General features: G+C 64.4%; 19 protein-coding genes and 3 pseudogenes. 20 read left to right on the forward strand and 2 right to left on the reverse strand.

Going from position 1 to position 17,758, the window contains the following annotated elements; genetic code table 11:
* Positions 1-337 precede the first annotated feature (337 nt).
* Positions 338-886: a hemerythrin domain-containing protein gene (locus AC6IW9_RS11505; protein WP_497763888.1), complete on the forward strand. Its 549-nt coding sequence runs from the start codon at positions 338-340 to the stop codon at positions 884-886.
* A 661-nt stretch (positions 887-1,547) separates the two neighbouring features.
* On the opposite strand, the gene AC6IW9_RS11510 is transcribed toward AC6IW9_RS11505, so the two are convergent.
* Positions 1,548-2,480 carry a PhnA-like protein gene (locus tag AC6IW9_RS11510; RefSeq protein WP_497763889.1) on the reverse strand — a complete coding sequence of 311 codons (933 nt, stop codon included), beginning with the start codon at positions 2,478-2,480 and terminating at the stop codon, positions 1,548-1,550.
* Between the two features lie 197 nt (positions 2,481-2,677).
* On the opposite strand from AC6IW9_RS11510, the pseudogene AC6IW9_RS11515 reads away from it, so the two are divergent.
* Positions 2,678-3,390: pseudogene (locus tag AC6IW9_RS11515) on the forward strand (IS5 family transposase).
* Positions 3,391-3,509: 119 nt separating this feature from the next.
* A pseudogene (locus tag AC6IW9_RS11520) lies at positions 3,510-4,381 on the forward strand (IS630 family transposase).
* 185 nt (positions 4,382-4,566) lie between these two features.
* On the opposite strand, the gene AC6IW9_RS11525 reads toward AC6IW9_RS11520, so the two are convergent.
* The gene (locus tag AC6IW9_RS11525) at positions 4,567-4,794 is read right to left on the reverse strand and encodes a helix-turn-helix domain-containing protein (RefSeq protein WP_497763890.1); all 228 of its coding nucleotides are present in this window, start codon (positions 4,792-4,794) and stop codon (positions 4,567-4,569) included.
* 227 nt (positions 4,795-5,021) lie between these two features.
* Between AC6IW9_RS11525 and AC6IW9_RS11530 the strand changes: the two genes are divergently transcribed.
* The 17 genes and pseudogenes from AC6IW9_RS11530 (at position 5,022) to AC6IW9_RS11610 (ending at position 17,751) form a co-directional block, all read left to right on the forward strand.
* Positions 5,022-5,285, forward strand: a complete 264-nt coding sequence (locus tag AC6IW9_RS11530; RefSeq protein ID WP_497763891.1) for a DNA -binding domain-containing protein — start codon at positions 5,022-5,024, stop codon at positions 5,283-5,285.
* Positions 5,286-5,423: 138 nt separating this feature from the next.
* Complete coding sequence (locus AC6IW9_RS11535) at positions 5,424-5,633, forward strand: transcriptional regulator domain-containing protein (protein WP_497763892.1); 210 nt, start codon at positions 5,424-5,426, stop codon at positions 5,631-5,633.
* 67 nt (positions 5,634-5,700) lie between these two features.
* Entirely contained in the window at positions 5,701-6,207 is a 507-nt protein-coding gene (locus AC6IW9_RS11540) for a DUF2285 domain-containing protein (protein ID WP_497772503.1), read from the forward strand.
* A 179-nt stretch (positions 6,208-6,386) separates the two neighbouring features.
* Positions 6,387-6,671, forward strand: coding sequence for a helix-turn-helix transcriptional regulator (locus tag AC6IW9_RS11545; protein ID WP_497763893.1), 285 nt, complete (start codon positions 6,387-6,389; stop codon positions 6,669-6,671).
* A 12-nt stretch (positions 6,672-6,683) separates the two neighbouring features.
* Positions 6,684-7,724, forward strand: a pseudogene (locus AC6IW9_RS11550) (replication initiator protein A); the annotation flags it as partial.
* 419 nt (positions 7,725-8,143) lie between these two features.
* Positions 8,144-8,782, forward strand: a complete 639-nt coding sequence (gene parA / locus AC6IW9_RS11555) for a ParA family partition ATPase (RefSeq protein ID WP_497763894.1) — start codon at positions 8,144-8,146, stop codon at positions 8,780-8,782.
* A 55-nt stretch (positions 8,783-8,837) separates the two neighbouring features.
* Entirely contained in the window at positions 8,838-9,092 is a 255-nt protein-coding gene (locus tag AC6IW9_RS11560) for a hypothetical protein (RefSeq protein ID WP_497763895.1), read from the forward strand.
* The gene (locus tag AC6IW9_RS11565) at positions 9,089-9,607 is read left to right on the forward strand and encodes a DUF2840 domain-containing protein (protein ID WP_497763896.1); all 519 of its coding nucleotides are present in this window, start codon (positions 9,089-9,091) and stop codon (positions 9,605-9,607) included. The genes AC6IW9_RS11560 and AC6IW9_RS11565 overlap by 4 nt, the downstream gene beginning before the upstream one ends.
* Complete coding sequence (locus tag AC6IW9_RS11570; protein WP_497763897.1) at positions 9,604-10,149, forward strand: S26 family signal peptidase; 546 nt, start codon at positions 9,604-9,606, stop codon at positions 10,147-10,149. Before AC6IW9_RS11565 ends, AC6IW9_RS11570 begins: the two co-directional genes overlap by 4 nt.
* Before the next feature lie 35 nt (positions 10,150-10,184).
* Positions 10,185-10,520 (forward strand): DUF736 domain-containing protein, encoded by a 336-nt coding sequence (locus tag AC6IW9_RS11575; RefSeq protein WP_497763898.1) that lies wholly within the window; start codon positions 10,185-10,187, stop codon positions 10,518-10,520.
* A 57-nt stretch (positions 10,521-10,577) separates the two neighbouring features.
* A complete protein-coding gene (locus tag AC6IW9_RS11580; protein ID WP_497763899.1) occupies positions 10,578-11,300 on the forward strand; it encodes a lytic transglycosylase domain-containing protein in 723 nt (240 codons plus the stop codon).
* Between the two features lie 370 nt (positions 11,301-11,670).
* The gene (locus AC6IW9_RS11585) at positions 11,671-13,434 is read left to right on the forward strand and encodes a relaxase/mobilization nuclease domain-containing protein (RefSeq protein WP_497763900.1); all 1,764 of its coding nucleotides are present in this window, start codon (positions 11,671-11,673) and stop codon (positions 13,432-13,434) included.
* A gap of 147 nt (positions 13,435-13,581) precedes the next feature.
* Positions 13,582-15,561, forward strand: coding sequence for a conjugal transfer protein TraG (locus AC6IW9_RS11590; protein WP_497763901.1), 1,980 nt, complete (start codon positions 13,582-13,584; stop codon positions 15,559-15,561).
* 9 nt (positions 15,562-15,570) lie between these two features.
* Complete coding sequence (locus tag AC6IW9_RS11595) at positions 15,571-16,014, forward strand: ribbon-helix-helix domain-containing protein (RefSeq protein WP_497772504.1); 444 nt, start codon at positions 15,571-15,573, stop codon at positions 16,012-16,014.
* A 137-nt stretch (positions 16,015-16,151) separates the two neighbouring features.
* A complete protein-coding gene (gene trbB / locus AC6IW9_RS11600; protein ID WP_497763902.1) occupies positions 16,152-17,138 on the forward strand; it encodes a P-type conjugative transfer ATPase TrbB in 987 nt (328 codons plus the stop codon).
* A complete protein-coding gene (locus AC6IW9_RS11605; protein WP_497763903.1) occupies positions 17,135-17,473 on the forward strand; it encodes a TrbC/VirB2 family type IV secretion system protein in 339 nt (112 codons plus the stop codon). Before trbB ends, AC6IW9_RS11605 begins: the two co-directional genes overlap by 4 nt.
* Positions 17,473-17,751, forward strand: a complete 279-nt coding sequence (locus tag AC6IW9_RS11610) for a VirB3 family type IV secretion system protein (protein WP_497763904.1) — start codon at positions 17,473-17,475, stop codon at positions 17,749-17,751. The genes AC6IW9_RS11605 and AC6IW9_RS11610 overlap by 1 nt, the downstream gene beginning before the upstream one ends.
* The last annotated feature ends 7 nt before the right edge of the window (positions 17,752-17,758 follow it).

Raw genomic sequence — 17,758 nt, forward strand, 5'->3', positions numbered from 1 at the left:
ATGAAATTGTCTTCCCCATGAGATGGCATTTCCTGATGCTGTTGTGACTATCAGGATACCCTCCCGGTAGCCGCTACGCCCCCATGGGATCTGGCGAAGCCCTGCGATAAAGACGCGGCTCGCATCGACGTATTCGGCGATGACGCTGCGCGTAACGCCGGCGAAATGCTGGGCTCGCCCGTGTCGCGAATTTGATTTCCCCGATTGAACCAATTTCAGCACCCGGCATTGTTCGCGCTGACGGTCTTCGCGTGCAAACGGAACCTGCTTGGAACTGGGGCATTAACCCAAGCCGTGACGCGTCTACTCGCGGTCTGCAGGGCGAAAGGATAACGAAATGGCTAGAGCTGAACCAGAAATCGATGCAGTCGCTTTGCTCAAGGCGGACCACCGCCAAGTCGAAGAACTGTTCGAGACCTTCGAAAGAACAAAAGGCAACGCCGCAAAACAGAAGATTGCAAAACAGATCTGTTTCGATCTTGTTCTCCATGAGACGATCGAGGAGGAGCTCTTTTATCCAGAGGTGACGGGTAAAATTGAAGAAAATATCGTGCAAGAGGCATATGTCGAACACGACGGCGCGAAGATGCTGATCGCAGAAATTCTTTCTGGAACCCCAGACGATGAGTTCTACGACGCCAAGGTTAAAGTTCTCGCGGAAGATATTAAGCATCATGTGAAGGAGGAGGAGAAGAACGATGGTATGTTCGCGCAGGCCAAACGATCCGGCGTGGATCTGCACCAGCTCGGGAAAATTCTTGCTCAGCGGAAAGCGGAACTTACCAAGCGCTTCAAGGAAAAGGGCCTCCCCATGCCAGAGACGCGCGCTATGAAAGGCGTCAGCCTGAGAGCCGGTCATCCCGTCCACGCGATCAGCCCTCGATAACCCCAACTTCCGGCTCGACGTGCGATGATAGACAACCGGGGCCGGACAAGCGCCTTCCCCTGCGCCTAGCTCGCCCGGTGCTATGGATTGCAATGATCCCGTGCGTCCGTCAGCCAGCGCACTGACGCCGCGCGTCACCGCGCGTTCCGACAAAACGCGCCGACGAGAAACGCGGAGCGCAGGATAAGGCGAACCTGATCGGCGAGCGCCCAATGGATTTGGGCCGTAGATCTTTTCGCATCGATTTTCTATGGCGCTCTGCAGCGGCTTCGACGCGCTCGGCTCCAAAGGGCCGGCCGGCCGGACACGTCGAGGCAGGCGATTGCTCGGCGCCACCTCACCTCAAGAATCTGCTCGCAGAGCGCCACGGTCGCCGACCGATCTTGCGGGCGTCCTCGCAGATGCGCTCGATCGTCAGCCGGCATAGAGTTTTCAGATGGCCGAGATCGTCGCTGATCGATAACGGTCGTAATCTTTGCCGACGGCCCCTTCCAGACCACGCCATTCTCTTCAACCGATCAGGGAATTGTTCCGGTCCCGAGCCTGACGCCGACGAGCGAGCAGCCATCTGCTGCTCCAGCACGGATGGCTGCTTTATTTTACAGGGGACCGTTCCCCGGTCCTCGACCTTCCTCTACTAGGCTGCGCCTTCACCCCGGCATCAGGAATGAGGTTGAGGCGCGGGGGAAAGGCCGGATCTCGGAAGCTTCCCGGCGACCATTCCAGAACGTCCTCCGACCCAGGCCGCGACGGCGCCGAGGACGAGGGCAAAAAATCCGAAGAGCGCGCCGCGCGACACGACTTTTGCTGTCGTCTGAGCTGCTTGGACGGCCTGTTGCTTGGCTGCATCGACCGTCTGCCGATATTGCAGCTCGTACTGCGCGACCTTTTTTTGCGCTTCCGCCGGGGAGATGTTCTGCGCGCGCGCCAGGGCCTGGGTAGCTCGTTCGCGCGCCTCCTGCGCTTGAGCCTCACCCCCCGTCAGCGCCGCCCGAACGGCTGCGACCGTCGCGTCACGCAGCGCCGCGGAATCGCTTCCACCGGAGGCTTCCCGCAATTGCCGCTCGATCGCCCCGAAAGGATCCGTCGCGTTTGCGAGGCCAGGCGCCGCGATCTGCGCTGCGGATGCCGCCGTGCGGCCCACTCCGCCGACTGCGCCGCTGACGCCACTCAACACGCCCCCGATGATGCCGCCGACCGCCGTCGTCAATAGGAAGAACACGACAAGCGTCGTGACGGCCCAACTGGTAAGTCCATGGAGAGCCGAATTCGACCCGACGGGACCGCCGGAGAGCCGGCCGGCAATGGAACCGCCCACATAGGCGGCAATGATTCCCGCCACGAGATACCAGATGCCGGCGGCAACCGAGAAGGCGCCGGCCGAAGGATTGTCGGCGGTTCCGGGATCGAGCGTGGAAACGCCGATGCCGAGGCCGAGCAAATTGAGCAGAAGCTGAACGACGAGCGCCATGACGGCGCCGGCTAGCACCGCACCCCACGAGATGCGATTGAGCTCGATGGAGCGCGTCTCTCTGCCAGAGGTCGGCACCGCCTGCGCCGTTTGCCGATCAGGGCGTCTCGGATAATCAGTCATGGCACTTCCCTCACGCGCTGTTACGAGTTTGGCCGGAGCCGAGAGGGCAACATTTCTCGAACCGAAAGGTTCATTCTAATCACGCCCGCAAGGATGTGCATTAGGGCCTGTTGGGATTCAGGATTCCCATTTTCAGCTTGGCGTGATTCAAGCTCTGGATGGATCGATTCGTATTGACGGACGCCCAATGGGCGAAGATGGAGCCGCTTTGCCTCGGCAAGGCCAGTGATCCCGGCCGCAGCGGCAGGGACAACCGACTTTTCGTGGAGGCGGTGTTGTGGATCGCGCGCACAGGAAGCCCCTGGCGCGATCTGCCAGAGCTTTTCGGCAACTGGAGCGCCGCCTACACGCGTTTTCGCGACTGGGTGAAGGCTGATGTCTGGCGGCGAATGTTCGACGCTGTTTCTGATGAGCCCGACATGGAATATGTGATGGTCGATGCGACGATCGTGAAGGTTCATCGCCACGGTCAGGGCGCAAAAGGGGGACTTCGAGCCAAGCCATAGGTAAATCCAGAGGCGGCATGACCACGAAAATTCTGGCGCTCACCGATGCGCTCGGCAATCTCATGCGCTTTCGTCTGATGCCGGGGCAGCGTTTCGACGCCGTCGATGTGCCGCCGTTGATCGAAGGATTGTCTTTCGCGGCGCTGATCGCCGACAAGGCCTTCGACAGCAACGCCATCATCGCCGACCTCGACGAGCGCGGCGCCAAGGTCGTGATTTCACAACACCCGCGCCGCAGTCAGCCGCGCAAAATCGATCTGGAAATGTATAAATGGCGGCATCTGATCGAAAATTTCTTCGGCAAGCTCAAAGAGTTCAAACGCATCGCGATGCGAGCCGACAAGACAGATCAGAGCTTCTCCGCCATGATCCATCTCGCCGCCGCCGTGATAAGCTCACGGTGAATCCCAACAGGCCCTAGAGCATCGTCCGAGCATGGCGATTCAATAAAGCGTGGCGGATTCCCATATCTGAAGCGGAGCGCTGATCGACATTGAGCAGCGCGATCGGCTGGGAGGGGATCATGGCGCTGTCGATGGATCTTCGCGAGAAGGTGATGAAGGCGATCCGCGGCGGGATGTCGCGCCGACAGGCGGCCGCACGGTTCGCTATCGGCCCGGCGACCGCCGTGCGCTGGGCCAAGCGCGTCGAGATCACCGGCGAGGTCGCGCCGGGCAAGATGGGCGGCGACCGCCGCTCGCAGCGCATCGAGGCGCACGCCGATTTCATCGTCGCGCAGATAAAGGACAAGCCCGACATGACGATCATGGAGCTGCGCGACAAGATCAGGGAGCGCCATGGGCTCGCCGTCGGCTATGGGACAGTGTGGCGGTTCCTCGCGCGCCATGGGGTCACGCGCAAGAAGAAGACCAGCCATGCCGCGGAGCAGGACAGGGAAGACGTCGCCGAGGCCCGAGAGGAATGGTTCGAGGGCGAACTCGATCTCGACCCGGAAAAGCTCGTTTTCATCGACGAGACGAGCGTCTCGACGAACATGGCGCGGCGCTTCGGCCGCGCGCCGCGCGGGGAGCGTTGCCGGGCTTCGGTTCCGTTCGGGCATTGGAAGACCACGACGCTGATCGCGGCGCTGCACGTCGATCGCATCGACGCGCCGATGATGATCGACGGCGCGCTCGATGGCCGCTCGTTCCTGGCCTATGTCGAGCAGGTTCTGGCGCCGACGCTCTGCGCAGGAGAGATCGTGGTGTTGGACAATGTGAGCAGCCGGACTTCGATCCGATCGAGAAATCCTTCTCGAAGATCAAGTCGGTTCTCCAGCGCATCGCGGCGCGCACTGTCGATGCGCTCGACGCCGCGGTCGCCCAGGCCCTGCGAAGCGTCACGCCGAGCGAATGCTCGAATTACTTCGCGGCATCCGGCTATGAGGCAGCTTGATCGGATTCCGCTCTAGCCGTCCCAACCAACTGAATCCCTGATGTCCATTTTCCACGAGGATGGCTATCGCGACGACTGCCCAAGCCCCGTCGGAATGTCTCTTTTCTGGATCAACGCCAGAGTCTGCTCTTGGCGCAATCGAACCTTAGCGCCGGTTCCGCCCAGCCTTGGGTGGCCTGCCGAGCTCAACCACGAGTTTTCGACCTGCTGCGCTTGAAAAGATCACCGGGCTCGACGCCGAATGCGTCAGCGATCCGACCTATAATACCCACCCTCGCCGAGACACTGGCGCGCTCGATCGCACCGACATAGCGAGAGCTCAGCTGCGCCTTCTCGGCAAGCGCTTCCTGCGTCCACTTCCTGGCGTGACGCAGGCGACGGACATTCGTCGCTATGACCTCCTCGATCTCCATGCTGGCATGGAAGCCGAGTCAAGAACATTCATTCCAGGAACGAACATTCCTATTCGTTGGCGACCATGCTACGCTCGGCCTTTGCCGAACCTACGAGTCTGCACTCCCAGCGAACAACGCGATGCGCCGATTGCATCACCGTCGGAATAGAACGCCAACCAATCCTGGGATATAATCCTGCCATCTCGCCATGAATTCGCCGGCATAGAGCGACAGGCAGGTCCGCAATGAGCACGCCAGCCTTCGAAGATCGTCCGCCCCTCACCGAGCACGTGAACGCCTACGACGAGCGCCACCTCACGACCTACCTGCGACTGCTGGACGCCGCCGAGGAAGGCGCCGACTGGCGCGAGGTCGTCGCGGTGATATTCGGGATCGATTCGGAGCGCGAGCCGGAACGGGCGAAGGTCATCCATGAGAGCCATTTGGCCAGGGCGAGATGGATGTGCGCAGCCGGCTACCGGCAGCTTTTGGGCACGCGCCCGCAATAGGCTCTCTTCTCGCCTGCCATAAAAAGGTCATGGGCGCTCGCGGCACGCGATGCAACCCTTTGGGCTAGTTTTGGTTCTGCCATTCCGGGATCGTCGAAGTCGCCGCTCGAGCTACGAGGCCAAGCCGAGGAGCGCTTCATGCCGACGAATTTTTGGAAATCTCCCGATTCCGTCAAGCAATTGAACGAGCTCACCCCTTCCGGATTCGCGCTCGAATTCCTGCGCCGGAATCCGGAATATCGCCGGGATCATCGCGAGACGCTGAGGCGAATCGAACGCGGCGCCGTCGACAAAGCGACGGCCCTTTCGAGCCTCGCGCGTCGCTGGGGGCTGCAGTTTCGCTCATGATCCAGAAACTCCCGCAGGAAGGGAGCCCGCGCTCTGGCTCCCTGAGATCGACCCCGGCACGCTGATCATCGCTTCGGCGCCGCCCCGCTTCGCGGCAGATGCGACCTTCGCTCCGACCGCCTTTGGCAACGTCGTCGCCGACAGGTCCGACGACGGCGACAGGCGAGTCGTGATTCACAACGCCCGAGGCGAGATTCATCTTTGGATGAATGACGGCGCGCCGAGCCGTCCAGCGATCATCCTACCGCTCGACGCATCACTCGAAATCCGGCTCGAAGTCGCGTCGCGATTCGTTCGCCTCCTTCAAGGTGGCGCCGCGGGGCCGCTTCCTCGCACGCTGCAATTGACCGCGCAGCGACGCGCGCGTCTCATCCTGTTGCTGCACGCGCTGGATTTTCGGCTCTTGGGCGCAGGCCCGCGCGACATCGCTGCGTCCCTGATCGACGCCGAGGATGCCGCTCTTCCCGCCATCGAGTGGAAGAACTCGCCGACGCGCCGCAAGGCGAACCGTCTCATCCACGATTCCGTGGCGCTGATGACCGGCGGCTACAAGCGGCTGCTGCGCGGCGGCTGACCTCGCCCCGCCATTCTCCACCTCGCTGATGTTCGGGCACAAGGACGCGCCGCGCCAAAAGGGGGGACACGGACCGGCCTCAAAACTTCGTCCTCCCCCTGCACTTCTCTTCTCCACCACGGTGATCTCGAAGCGCCGCGACCTCCCTGCGGCGCACCTCACCGCTACGGAGGCGTCTCTTGCGCGACAAATCACACGAGGGCGCCGCGCGCTTCATCCGGACGCATGAAGCCGCACGAATGCTCAGCCTCTCCGCGCGCACGCTCGAAAAATACCGATGCCACGGCGCCGGCCCGACGTTCCGCAAGCTCGGCGGCCGCGTCGTCTATGCGATCGAGGATCTGCAGGCCTGGGCCGACGGGGCCGCCTGCCGCTCCACGTCCGATCCCCAATATGTCGAAGCGCGCGATGCCGTCCGCGTCGACACCGGCGCGCGCATCGCCCGCCCGCACTTTCACCGCTGAGGCGACGCCGCCATGTCGCGCCGCCTCCCCGTCACCTCGAGCGAGCGAAGCCGGCTCCACCCCTTCGTCATCGCGACGGGGGACGCATCCCCTCGCGATCAGCGCGATCTCATGGAGCGGCCCTTCTTCTCGCTCGCCAAGGCGAAGCGCACGGCCCCGATTCTTTACGAGGCGGCCGGCGCGCGCGTGGAAGTCTTCGCCATGCCCGAGCACGGCATGGCGACAATATGGGACGCCGACGTGCTGATCTGGGCAGCGAGCCAGATTGTGGAGGCCGAGAACCAGGGTCTCACGATTTCCCGCTTCCTGCGCTTCACGCCCTATCAGCTCCTCAAGGCGGTCGGACGCGCGACCGGCGCCCGCGACTACAAACTGCTGAAGGGCGCGCTTATCCGCCTGCAATCGACGGCCATCTGCACCACCATTCGCAACGGTGAGCATTGGCGCCGCAGCCAGTTCTCCTGGATCAACGAATGGGAGGAATGCGTGACACGCGACGGCCGTGTCGAAGGCATGGAGTTCGTCCTCCCGGAATGGTTTTACCGCGGCGTCGTCGATCGCTCGCTCGTGCTCGCCATCGACCCTGCCTATTTCCGGCTGACGGGCGGCGTCGAGCGCTGGCTCTATCGCGTCGCCCGCAAGCACGCCGGTCGGCAAAAGCAGGGCTGGATTTTCGATATCCCGCATCTGCATCAAAAGTCCGGCAGCCTCGCGAGGCTCAGGGATTTCGCGATCGACATCCGACTCATCGTCCATCGGCAACCGCTCCCCGGTTATCGCCTGCGGATCGAGCACGAGGGTCGGCGCGAGCTGCTGCACATCCTGCCGATCAACTTATCCACAGGCCCTGTGGATAAACCTGTGGAAACACTCAGGACTTCGGGCGCGCATGGTATCGGGACTTCGGGCGCGGCCCTATCGGGACTTCGGGCGCGCGAAGGGCAGCTAACCCTCTGGCCCGAAGACAAAATCCCGGCTCTTAACTTAGAGTCTAACATAGACTCTAACTTTTCTTGGCGGCCAGCCGGTGTGGAAAACACATGTCGGAGCGCGAGGTTTCGTGAACCGGGGCCTGTTTTCGCGAACCAAGGGCCCAATTCCTGTACCGAGCCCACGAACCTCGACCCGAAGCTTCTGCAAAAGCCTTCGACATCCGGGCTTTCACGTCGATCGCCTCTCGCTCCACCTCTTGCGATTTGTGACGCCGCTCAGTCCACAAACCCGGACCATTCCAAAGCGAGTTCACAAACCAGGAACCAAGTGGTTTCCGACAACTCGTTGAAAAGACGCGAATCCGGACGGCAGCGAATTCACGAAACCTCGAACACCGACAGCACGTCCGAGCGTTCGCGCAAACCGAAGCGCCCTTCTGAGAGGAATACGCCTGATACGACTTTCCGTAAATCCGGCTTTACGGACGATGCGACTTTCCAAGCGCCTGTTCCCTTCGGCGAGAGGGAAGGAGGCGCGTCATGATCGTCGCGCTGCTGAACCAAAAAGGCGGCGTCGGCAAAACGACACTCGCCATACATCTCGCCGGCGAATGGGCTCGGCAGGGAAAGCGCGTCACGCTGATCGACGCCGATCCTCAGGGCTCGGCATTGGACTGGTCGCAGCAGAGGGCGCGTGAGAACCTCGCGCGGCTGTTCACTGTCGTCGGCCTGCCGCGCGACACGCTCCACCGTGAGGCGCCCGACCTGGCGCGCGACGTCGACCATCTCGTCATCGACGGTCCACCGCGCGTCGCCGGATTGATGCGCTCGGCGCTGCTCGCCGCCGATCTGGCGTTGATCCCGGTGCAACCGTCGCCCTTCGACGGCTGGGCGTCCGCCGAGATGCTGGCGTTGCTCGGCGAGGCGCGCATCTATCGCCCGCAACTCGCCGCCCGTTTCGTCCTGAACCGCTGCGCCGCGCGCACCGTCATCGCGCGCGAGACGGTCGAGACGCTCGCCGATCACGATCCGCCGGCGCTTTCCGCCACCATCGGTCAGCGCATTGCCTTCGCCGACGCCGCGCAGACCGGGCGGCTCGTCTGCGAGCTCGCCGACGACACGCCGGCCGCGCGCGAGATCGTCGCGCTCGCCGCCGAGATCGTGAGGATCGCGCCATGACGATCTTCGCCGATGTGGAGGGCGATCGCTCGTCGTTCGCCGACGGAGGCGCCGCATGAATGAGCGCACTCCGAAGCGCGGTTTCGCTGCGCGTCCCGGCGACGCCGAGAGCTGGATCAAATCGGCCGACGCTCCCGCCCGGCGCGCGAACGACGCCGGCGGATTCACCGCGCGCCTGACGATCGACATCCCGCCGGCGCTCCGCGGCCGCATCAAGGTCGCCGCTTTTCGGCGCGGCGTCACCGTCGCCGACATGCTGCGAGACCTGCTCGCGCGCGAATTCCCCGACGATCCTGGAGAGACATCATGAACGACAACGAGCCGCAATCCGCTCGCGTCGAAGCGCCGCCGCATCGCGGCGCCGCACCTCTCACCCATGTCGAGCTGACCTGGATCGAGAAGAAGATCGAGTTCCGGATTCGCTTCGGCCATCGCGCGGCGGACAGGATTCTCGATCGCCGCCGCCGTGTGGTCAGCTTTGCGCCGGACAGCATCTTCTGCTTCGTCCGATGGGCGTCGAACGACTACGGTACGGTGATCTCGCGGATGGATATCGTGCGCGCGGTCGGAGCCGGCGAGCGCTATCAGACGCTCCCCTTCGTGCGGCCCGGCGGCGAGATTCTGCTTCGCGTCGACGCGTGGCCGAGGGTCGAGCGAGCGCTCCAGGCGATCGACGCCATAGAGGCGATCGGCGTCGCTCCCGCCGACGCGTCGCCGGACTATTGGCGGCATTTGCACAACCGTCTGGCCGTCGGCGACGAGCCGCGTGCCTATACGCGCGAGCAGCATGACGCCTGGCTGAAGCGCCGGAGCGTCGCGCCATGATCCGCCTCGGCTATGTCACGGCGACGCTCTCATCCGTGCTGCTGATCGGCGGCCACTACTTCGTTCCCGTCACCCCACGGCTCGTCTGGAACGCCACGGCGAGCACGCCGACCGGGCTCTATGAGCTTCGACCGGCCGATCGTCTTCACGCCCTGCAACTGGTCGCCGCCCAGCCACCGGAACCTATCGCGCGCTTTCTAGCCGATGGAGGCTTCCTGCCAAACGGCGTGCTGCTTCTGAAGCATGTCTTGGCGCTCCCCGAACAGACCGTGTGCCGCGCCGGCGCCGTCGTCTCGATCGATGGCATCGACGTCGGCGAAGCGAAAGATCGCGATCGCCTCGGTCGTCCGCTGCCGAGCTGGACTGGCTGCCGGACGCTTCGGCCCGACGAGGTTTTCCTCATGAATCCGACCGTCCAGGACAGCCTCGACGGCCGCTACTTCGGTCCATTCCCCGTCACCTCGATCGTCGCTCGCGCAGTTCCGATCTGGACCGACGAAGATGGCGACGGCCGTTTCGTCTGGCGCGCCGCCGTCGACTGACGACCGCGCGACTCTTCCAATCAAGGAGAATTCCGATGACGCAGATCGGTCGATTCACGCGCACCAAGTCCGGCTATTCGGGCACCATCCGCACGCTGTCGCTCGACGCCCAGATCATTCTCGTTCCCTCCGACCACGGCGGCGCGGAGAACGCACCGGATTATCGCATCCTGCTCGGCGATGACGAGGGACTAGAGATCGGGGCGACATGGAAACGCGTCGGCGAAAAGGCCGGCGACTATGTCTCGCTGCTCCTCGACGATCCAGCCCTGACGCAGCCCATCCGCGCCAATCTGTTCCAGTCGAGCGAAGACAAGTCCAGCTGGGTTCTGCACTGGACCCGACTCCAGAAGCGCAACGAGCGGGACTGACAACATGCGCTCCGCACTCCCGCTCACGAGCAAATCGACCGCCCAAACCGTGCCTACATGCGCGCGCGATTCACGCTCCTTCTTATTATCGGCCTCGCCCACGCCTGCACGCTGCGCGGAGTCCTGCCCGCAAAGGCAGCGCCGATCGAGCGCCTGACGGATGGCGACACCTATGCCGTCCATATCGCGGAAGCGGCGCGGCGCTTCGGCATTCCCACAGCATGGATCCGGGCCGTCATGCAGGTCGAAAGCCGCGCCCAGCGGGACGCGGTCTCGCCCAAAGGCGCCATAGGGCTCATGCAGATCATGCCCGACACCTGGACGGAGCTGCGCACTCGTTACACTCTTGCCGGCGATCCTTTCGACCCGCACGACAACATCATCGCCGGCGCGGCTTATCTCCGCGAGCTGCACGATCGCTGCGGCTCCCCCGGTTTCCTCCCCGCCTATAATGCGGGGCCTCGCCGCTACGAGAATTATCGCGACGGGTGCCATTCGTTGCCGCCCGAGACGGTCGCCTATGTCACGACGCTCCTCCCTTTTATCGAAGGAAGCAACAGCGCTCGATCCGCCAGTCACCCGATCTTCGGTCTTTCTCCGTGGACAAAGGCGCCGCTGTTCGTCGGACGGACCGACAGCACACGCACCGCCAATCCTCCAGCGCCAGCCCTGACAGCAACCGACACGGAGGCTATCGCTTCCACGCGCGATCTGTCCGCCATCGCGCCTCGCTCCGACGGTCTGTTCGTCGCGCTCTCGTCGACGGAGCACGCGCAATGAACCTGCATCGCTGTTGCAGTCGGACTGCCGACATTTGCGCACTGAGGGACCTCTGCGCCGCCATTTGCGCAACGCGGAACGCGTTTGGAAGCATTGTGAGCCTCGTTGGCGACCACTTCGCATTCCAGCGTTTCCGAGCGCAATATGGCGAAGCGAGAATGGCAGAACGCAATTCAGCGCAGAACACGACCGGACTACGGCGAGATAAAAGCGCCTGCCACGCCGGCAGACAAGTCGCTGTCGCGACTCGTCTTTCGTCTGGCAGGCCGGTCGGTCGTTGGCAGGTTTCGGCAAATGTACGTGGAGTTACAAGGCGTCGACCTGCACACTACGTTCTCGGGGCCGCCGTCCGGCCCGGTGGGGCGAGCCGATGAGCCGGGAGGAGAACGACTTCCGCATCAGGCCGGGCCGCGTCCGCTCGACGCGCGCGCCGAAGCCCAAGAGCTTCGTCGCTGAGGTTCTGAAAGCCGCGCGCAAGGCCGGCCCTGCGACGCCGCAAAGCGGCGCGCGATCTGCCTCGCCCGGCGGCTCCGGCTCCGGCTTCGGGCGCGGGCGCGCCGCCTTCGGCCGCGCCCGCCTCTTCGATCCCGGCCGCCGCGTCGTCGTCAAGGCGCGCGTCGTTCGCCACAAGGGCCGCAGCTTTCGATCGGCGCCGCTGTCCGCGCATCTTTCCTATCTGAAGCGCGAGGGCGTCAGCCGCGACGGAGAGAACGGCGTCATGTTCGACGCCGCGAACGATCGCGCCGACGATCGGGCCTTCGCCCAGCGATGCGAAGACGATCGGCATCATTTCCGCTTCATCGTCTCGCCCGAGGACGCCGCCGAGATGACCGATCTCAAAGCCTTCACCCGCGATCTCGCCGCGCGGATGGAGGGCGATCTCGGAACGAAGCTCGACTGGGTCGCGGTCGACCATTGGAACACCGACAACCCGCACGTCCATCTGCTGGTGCGCGGAGTGGACGAGACCGGCGGCGATCTGGTCATTGCCCGCGATTACATCAGCCGCGGCCTGCGCTCGCGCGCGGAAGACCTCGTCGCCGTCGAACTCGGCCCGCGTCCCGAACATGCGATCCGCTCGGCGCTCGAGCGCGAGGTCGACGCCGATCGCTGGACGCGGCTCGACGCCTCTATCCGCTTCGCCGCCGACGAGACGGGTGTGGTCGACCTGCGCCCGGCGAGTCCTGGTCCCGACGATCCCGAATTGCGCCGCCTGATGGTCGGCCGCGTCCAGAAGCTCGAGCGAATGGGGCTCGCCGCCTCCGCCGGTCCCGGTCAGTGGATGATCGGACTGGAAGCGGAACGAACCTTGCGCGATCTCGGAATGCGCGGCGACATCATCAAGACGCTGCACCGCGCCTTCGTCGAGCGCGGCCAGGACCGCGGCGTCGGCGACTATGCCATCGATACGGCGCCTCCAGAGTCGCCGATCCTCGGGCGGCTCGTCGACAAGGGACTGCACGACGAGCTGAGCGGAGAAGCCTATGCCGTGATCGACGGGACCGACGGCCGCGCCCATCATGTCCGCTTGCACGGCGTCGAGGCGTTCGACCATGCCCCGTCGATTGGGGGCGTCGTCGAGGTGCTGAGTTTCGGCGGCGCCGATGATCCGAGGCCGACGCTCGTGCTGGCGACACGCTCGGACTTCGATCTGGACCGGCAGATCCGCGCGTCGGGGGCGACTTGGCTCGATCACCGCCTCGTGGAGCGCACGCAGACGCCGCTGGCGATGGGTGGATTCGGCGGCGAGGTCCGCGAGGCCTTGAAGGCGCGCGCCGAGCATCTCATCGCAGAAGGGCTGGCTCAACGCCGAGGCGGGCAGGTCATTTTCCAGCGCGACCTGCTCGCGACGCTGCGCGGCCGCGAGCTGAATGACGCCGCCGCGCAGCTCTCGGTCGAGACCGGCCTTCCACGCGCCCAGGCCGCGGCCGGCAATCAGGTCTCCGGCGTCTATCGTCAGCGCCTCGTGCTCGCTTCTGGGCGCTTCGCCATGATCGACGACGGTCTCGGCTTCCAGCTCGTGCCCTGGTCGCCCACGCTCGAGAAAAAGCTCGGCCAGTATGTCTCCGGGACGGCGCGAGACGACGGCGGCATCGAATGGAGCATCGGTCGAAAGCGCGGATTGGGCCTATGACGATCGGTGAGCCTCGATCGCCGGTTCACGACGCCATTATTTTTTCGTCTCGGTTCGCCACGTTACGATCGCGACGCGAACACGCTTGAATGCGGTCGGACTGCGTATTTTGTCTCGACGCCTCGCTCAATTCGAATGGAGGCGTCCATGTTCGCGACCCGGATTCTCTGGGGCCAGATCCTCGTCGTATCGCTCATCGTGCTGACGACGATATGGGCGGCGACCGAATGGACGGCCTGGCGCCTCGGCTTCCAGCCGCAGCTCGGACATCCCTGGTTCGAGTTCGCCCATTTCCCCTTCTATCCGCCGCCCGCCTTCTTCTGGTGGTGGTATGCCTTCGACGCCTATGCGCCAGCGATCTTCGTCGAAGGCGGCTATATCGCAGCCTCGGCCGGGCCACTCTCGATCGCGGCGGCGATCGCCATGTCGATTTGGCGCGCGCGCGAGGCCGACGATGCCGAGACCTACGGCTCCGCCCGCTGGGCGCGACCCGACGAGATGAAGACCGCCGGCCTGCTCGGCCCCGACGGAGTCGTGCTCGGCCGGCATGAGTCCTCATATCTGCGGCACGACGGACCAGAGCATGTCCTCTGCTTCGCCCCGACGCGATCCGGCAAAGGCGTTGGCCTCGTCGTGCCGACCCTGCTCACCTGGCCGGGCTCCGCCATCGTCCACGACATCAAGGGCGAGAACTGGCAGCTCACCGCCGGAATTCGCGCCCGCCATGGTCGTGCCCTGCTGTTCGATCCGACCAATGGCGCCTCGGCCGCCTACAATCCGCTGCTCGAAGTGCGCAAGGGCGAGTGGGAGGTCCGCGACGTGCAGAATGTCGCCGACGTTCTGGTCGACCCGGAAGGATCGCTCGAGCGCCGGAACCATTGGGAGAAGACCAGCCACTCCCTGCTGGTCGGCGCCATCCTCCACGTCCTCTACGCCGAAGCGGACAAGACGCTCGCCGGCGTCGCCGCTTTCCTCTCCGATCCGAACCGGCCGATCGAGACGACGCTGCGGGCGATGATGACCACCCGCCATCTCGGCGAGGCCGGCCCGCATCCCGTCGTCGCCTCGGCGGGGCGGGAGCTGCTCAATAAATCCGACAATGAGCGTTCGGGCGTCCTCAGCACCGCCATGTCGTTCCTGGGATTGTATCGCGATCCCGTCGTGGCGAGAGTGACCCGCCAATGCGACTGGCGGATCGCCGATCTCGTGTCCGATCCGCGTCCGGCCACGCTCTACCTCGTGGTGCCGCCCTCCGACATCAGCCGCACCAAGCCGCTGATCCGACTCGTGCTCAATCAGATCGGACGACGCCTGACCGAGGAATTGCGCCCGACGAGCCGCCGTCACCGCATGCTGCTGATGCTCGACGAATTCCCGGCGCTGGGACGACTCGATTTCTTCGAGAGCGCCCTGGCCTTCATGGCGGGCTATGGCATCAAGAGCTTCCTGATCTCGCAATCGCTGAACCAGATCGAGAAGGCCTATGGGGCGAACAACTCGATTCTCGACAATTGCCATGTGCGTGTGTCCTTCGCGACCAATGACGAGCGCACCGCGAAGCGGGTGAGCGACGCGCTCGGCGCCGCGACCGAGATGAAGGCGATGAAGAACTATGCCGGCCATCGGCTTTCGCCCTGGCTCGGTCATTTGATGGTGTCGCGCTCCGAAACGGCGCGCCCGCTGCTCACCCCCGGCGAGATCATGCAGCTCCCGCCATCCGACGAGATCGTCATGATGTCGGGCCTGCATCCAATCCGCGCGAAGAAGGCGCGCTATTACGAGGACCGCCGTTTCGCCGAGCGAATCCTGCCGCCACCGAAAGACGCGCCTCGCGCGCCGCGACCGGATGACTGGTCGGCCCTCCCAATCCAACGCCCGGCGGCCCATCTTCTCGCGATCTCGACAGCCGAGGACGAGGCCAATGGCGGGTTGCGACGCGAGCCGGAGCTGCCCGATCATGTCGCGATCGTGAAGGAGACGACGCCATCGCGGCGGGATGCGAATGAGTTCACCTTCATCGATGATACGCCCGAGCAGGCTGCGCGCCAGCAGGAAATCATCCGGCAGCGCATGGGTGGCCTCGCCCGCCAGGGCGCAATGGACCCGGCCGACGGTCTCGATCTGTAGGAGGTCATGATGCGCGACCGCCTCAATGTTTCGCTTCCGGTGGAGATGATTGCGAGAATCAACGAGCTCGCGGCTCAAAAGCGCCTGACGCGCTCCGCCATTGTAGAGGCTGCGGTCGCATCGTTTCTGTCGCCGGACGGCGCAGATCGCATGGAGGCCGCTTTCACGCGCCGCCTCGACCACCTGACTCGTCAGGTTCAACGCCTCGAACGCAACAGCGGTCTCACGACCGAAGCGCTCGCACTGTTCGTTCGCTTCTGGCTGACCGTCACGCCGCCCTTGCCGCCGGAGGCGCAAGCGGCCGCCCAGATCAAAGGACGAGAACGCTACGAGGGATTCATCGAGGCGCTCGGACGACGACTCAATCAGGGGCGGACGCTGCTCGACGAGATTCCGAGAGACATGCTCCGCACCGAACGAGCCGACGGGAGCACCACCGACCCGCGTGAATAGAAAGCAAGTATTTTTTCGCTGCGCTACGACGCATTGCTACGATGACCAAACCCTTGTTGATCCGCCCCGTTCCTTGCCTTTTCTAATCATCCCCGCGGCCAATCGCCCTCGCGCGATCGGCTGAAGCGGGGGCGGGTTTGACGGCATCTCTTCTCCATTCACAGGCTCACGCACGCGGCGCACGCATGCTGCGCACCGCGCTCGGACCAGCCGTCGCGAGTTTCCTCGAAGATCCGTCCGTCATCGAGGTGATGCTCAATCCCGACGGAAGGCTCTGGATCGACCGACTCTCGGGCGGTCTGGAGGACAGCGGCTGCAGAATGTCCGCGGCCGACGGCGAGCGCATCGTGCGCCTTGTCGCCCATCATGTCGGCGCGGAGGTCCATCCGGGATCGCCGCGGGTCTCGGCGGAACTGCCCGAGACGGGGGAGAGGTTCGAAGGCCTTCTTCCTCCCGTCGTCGCAGCGCCTGCCTTCGCGATCCGCAAGCCGGCCGTCGCCGTGTTCACGCTCGACGACTATTCCATCGCTGGCGTCATGACGTTCCGACAGGCCGACATTCTGCGAAAGGCCGTCGCGGACCGCAAGAACATACTGGTCGCCGGCGGCACGTCCACCGGCAAGACCACGCTCGCCAATGCGCTGCTCGCCGAGATCGCGCATACATCCGATCGTGTCGTGCTGATCGAGGATACGCGCGAGCTGCAGTGCCGCGCGCCCAACCTCGTCGCTCTGCGCACCAAGGATGGCGTCGTCTCCCTTTCCGATCTCGTGCGCTCGTCGCTTCGACTGCGGCCCGACCGCATTCCGATCGGCGAAGTGCGTGGCGCGGAAGCCCTCGACCTTCTGAAGGCCTGGGGCACCGGACATCCCGGCGGCATCGCCACCATTCACGCCGGCACGGCGCTCGGTGCGCTGCGCCGTCTCGAGCAGCTCATTCAGGAAGCCGTGATCACCGTGCCGCGCGCGCTGATCGCCGAGACCATCGATGTCATCGCCGTTCTGCAGGGCCGCGGCGGCGAGCGGCGCCTCGCCGAGCTCGCGACCGTCGACGGACTCGATCCATCCACCGGCGATTACCGAGTCCTTTCGATCGCTGCACATGTCGCAGGAGACCAATCATGACGCCCATTGCACCAAATAGCCGATTTGGCCGACGCATCGTCACTCTTACCGCCATCGTCGCCTGCGCAGTGATCTTCTCATCGTCGGCCCGAGCCTCGGGCTCTTCGATGCCCTGGGAGACGCCACTCAATCAGATTCTGGAATCGATTCAGGGGCCGGTCGCCAAGATCATCTCGGTCATCATCATTACGGTGACCGGCCTCACGCTCGCCTTCGGCGACACATCGGGCGGCTTCCGCCGCCTGATCCAGATCGTCTTCGGACTGTCGATCGCTTTCGCGGCCAGCTCCTTCTTCCTCTCCTTCTTCTCCTTTTCCGGCGGAGCGCTGATCTGATGAGCGGATTCAACAGCGCCGAGGACGTCCCCGGCTTCTTCGTCCCCGTGCATCGGGCGCTGACCGATCCGATCCTGCTCGGCGGAGCGCCGCGGGCGGTCGCGATCGCCAATGGCACGCTCGCCGCGGCGATCGCGCTCGGACTCCGGCTCTGGCTTCCCGGCGCTCTCTTCTGGGCCGTCAGCCACAGCGCCGCGGTCTGGGCGGCGAAGCGCGATCCGCTATTCGTCGAGGTCGTGCGCCGCCACCTGCGCTATCCCGCCTATTTCGGCGTGTGAGGCCGCC

The organism is Methylosinus sp. shoA (assembly GCF_059718125.1).

Bases quoted from the DNA above. Each gene is read 5' to 3' on its own strand.
- AC6IW9_RS11560 (WP_497763895.1), top strand. From the start codon at position 8,838: ATGAATGAGCGCACTCCGAAGCGCGGTTTCGCTGCGCGTCCCGGCGAC.
- AC6IW9_RS11505 (WP_497763888.1), top strand. From the start codon at position 338: ATGGCTAGAGCTGAACCAGAAATCGATGCAGTCGCTTTGCTCAAGGCG.
- AC6IW9_RS11525 (WP_497763890.1), bottom strand. From the start codon at position 4,794: ATGGAGATCGAGGAGGTCATAGCGACGAATGTCCGTCGCCTGCGTCAC.
- AC6IW9_RS11590 (WP_497763901.1), top strand. From the start codon at position 13,582: ATGTTCGCGACCCGGATTCTCTGGGGCCAGATCCTCGTCGTATCGCTC.
- AC6IW9_RS11530 (WP_497763891.1), top strand. From the start codon at position 5,022: ATGAGCACGCCAGCCTTCGAAGATCGTCCGCCCCTCACCGAGCACGTG.
- parA (WP_497763894.1), top strand. From the start codon at position 8,144: ATGATCGTCGCGCTGCTGAACCAAAAAGGCGGCGTCGGCAAAACGACA.
- AC6IW9_RS11595 (WP_497772504.1), top strand. From the start codon at position 15,571: ATGCGCGACCGCCTCAATGTTTCGCTTCCGGTGGAGATGATTGCGAGA.
- AC6IW9_RS11580 (WP_497763899.1), top strand. From the start codon at position 10,578: ATGCGCGCGCGATTCACGCTCCTTCTTATTATCGGCCTCGCCCACGCC.
- AC6IW9_RS11535 (WP_497763892.1), top strand. From the start codon at position 5,424: ATGCCGACGAATTTTTGGAAATCTCCCGATTCCGTCAAGCAATTGAAC.
- AC6IW9_RS11610 (WP_497763904.1), top strand. From the start codon at position 17,473: ATGAGCGGATTCAACAGCGCCGAGGACGTCCCCGGCTTCTTCGTCCCC.
- AC6IW9_RS11510 (WP_497763889.1), bottom strand. From the start codon at position 2,480: ATGACTGATTATCCGAGACGCCCTGATCGGCAAACGGCGCAGGCGGTG.
- AC6IW9_RS11585 (WP_497763900.1), top strand. From the start codon at position 11,671: ATGAGCCGGGAGGAGAACGACTTCCGCATCAGGCCGGGCCGCGTCCGC.
- AC6IW9_RS11605 (WP_497763903.1), top strand. From the start codon at position 17,135: ATGACGCCCATTGCACCAAATAGCCGATTTGGCCGACGCATCGTCACT.
- AC6IW9_RS11570 (WP_497763897.1), top strand. From the start codon at position 9,604: ATGATCCGCCTCGGCTATGTCACGGCGACGCTCTCATCCGTGCTGCTG.
- AC6IW9_RS11575 (WP_497763898.1), top strand. From the start codon at position 10,185: ATGACGCAGATCGGTCGATTCACGCGCACCAAGTCCGGCTATTCGGGC.
- AC6IW9_RS11565 (WP_497763896.1), top strand. From the start codon at position 9,089: ATGAACGACAACGAGCCGCAATCCGCTCGCGTCGAAGCGCCGCCGCAT.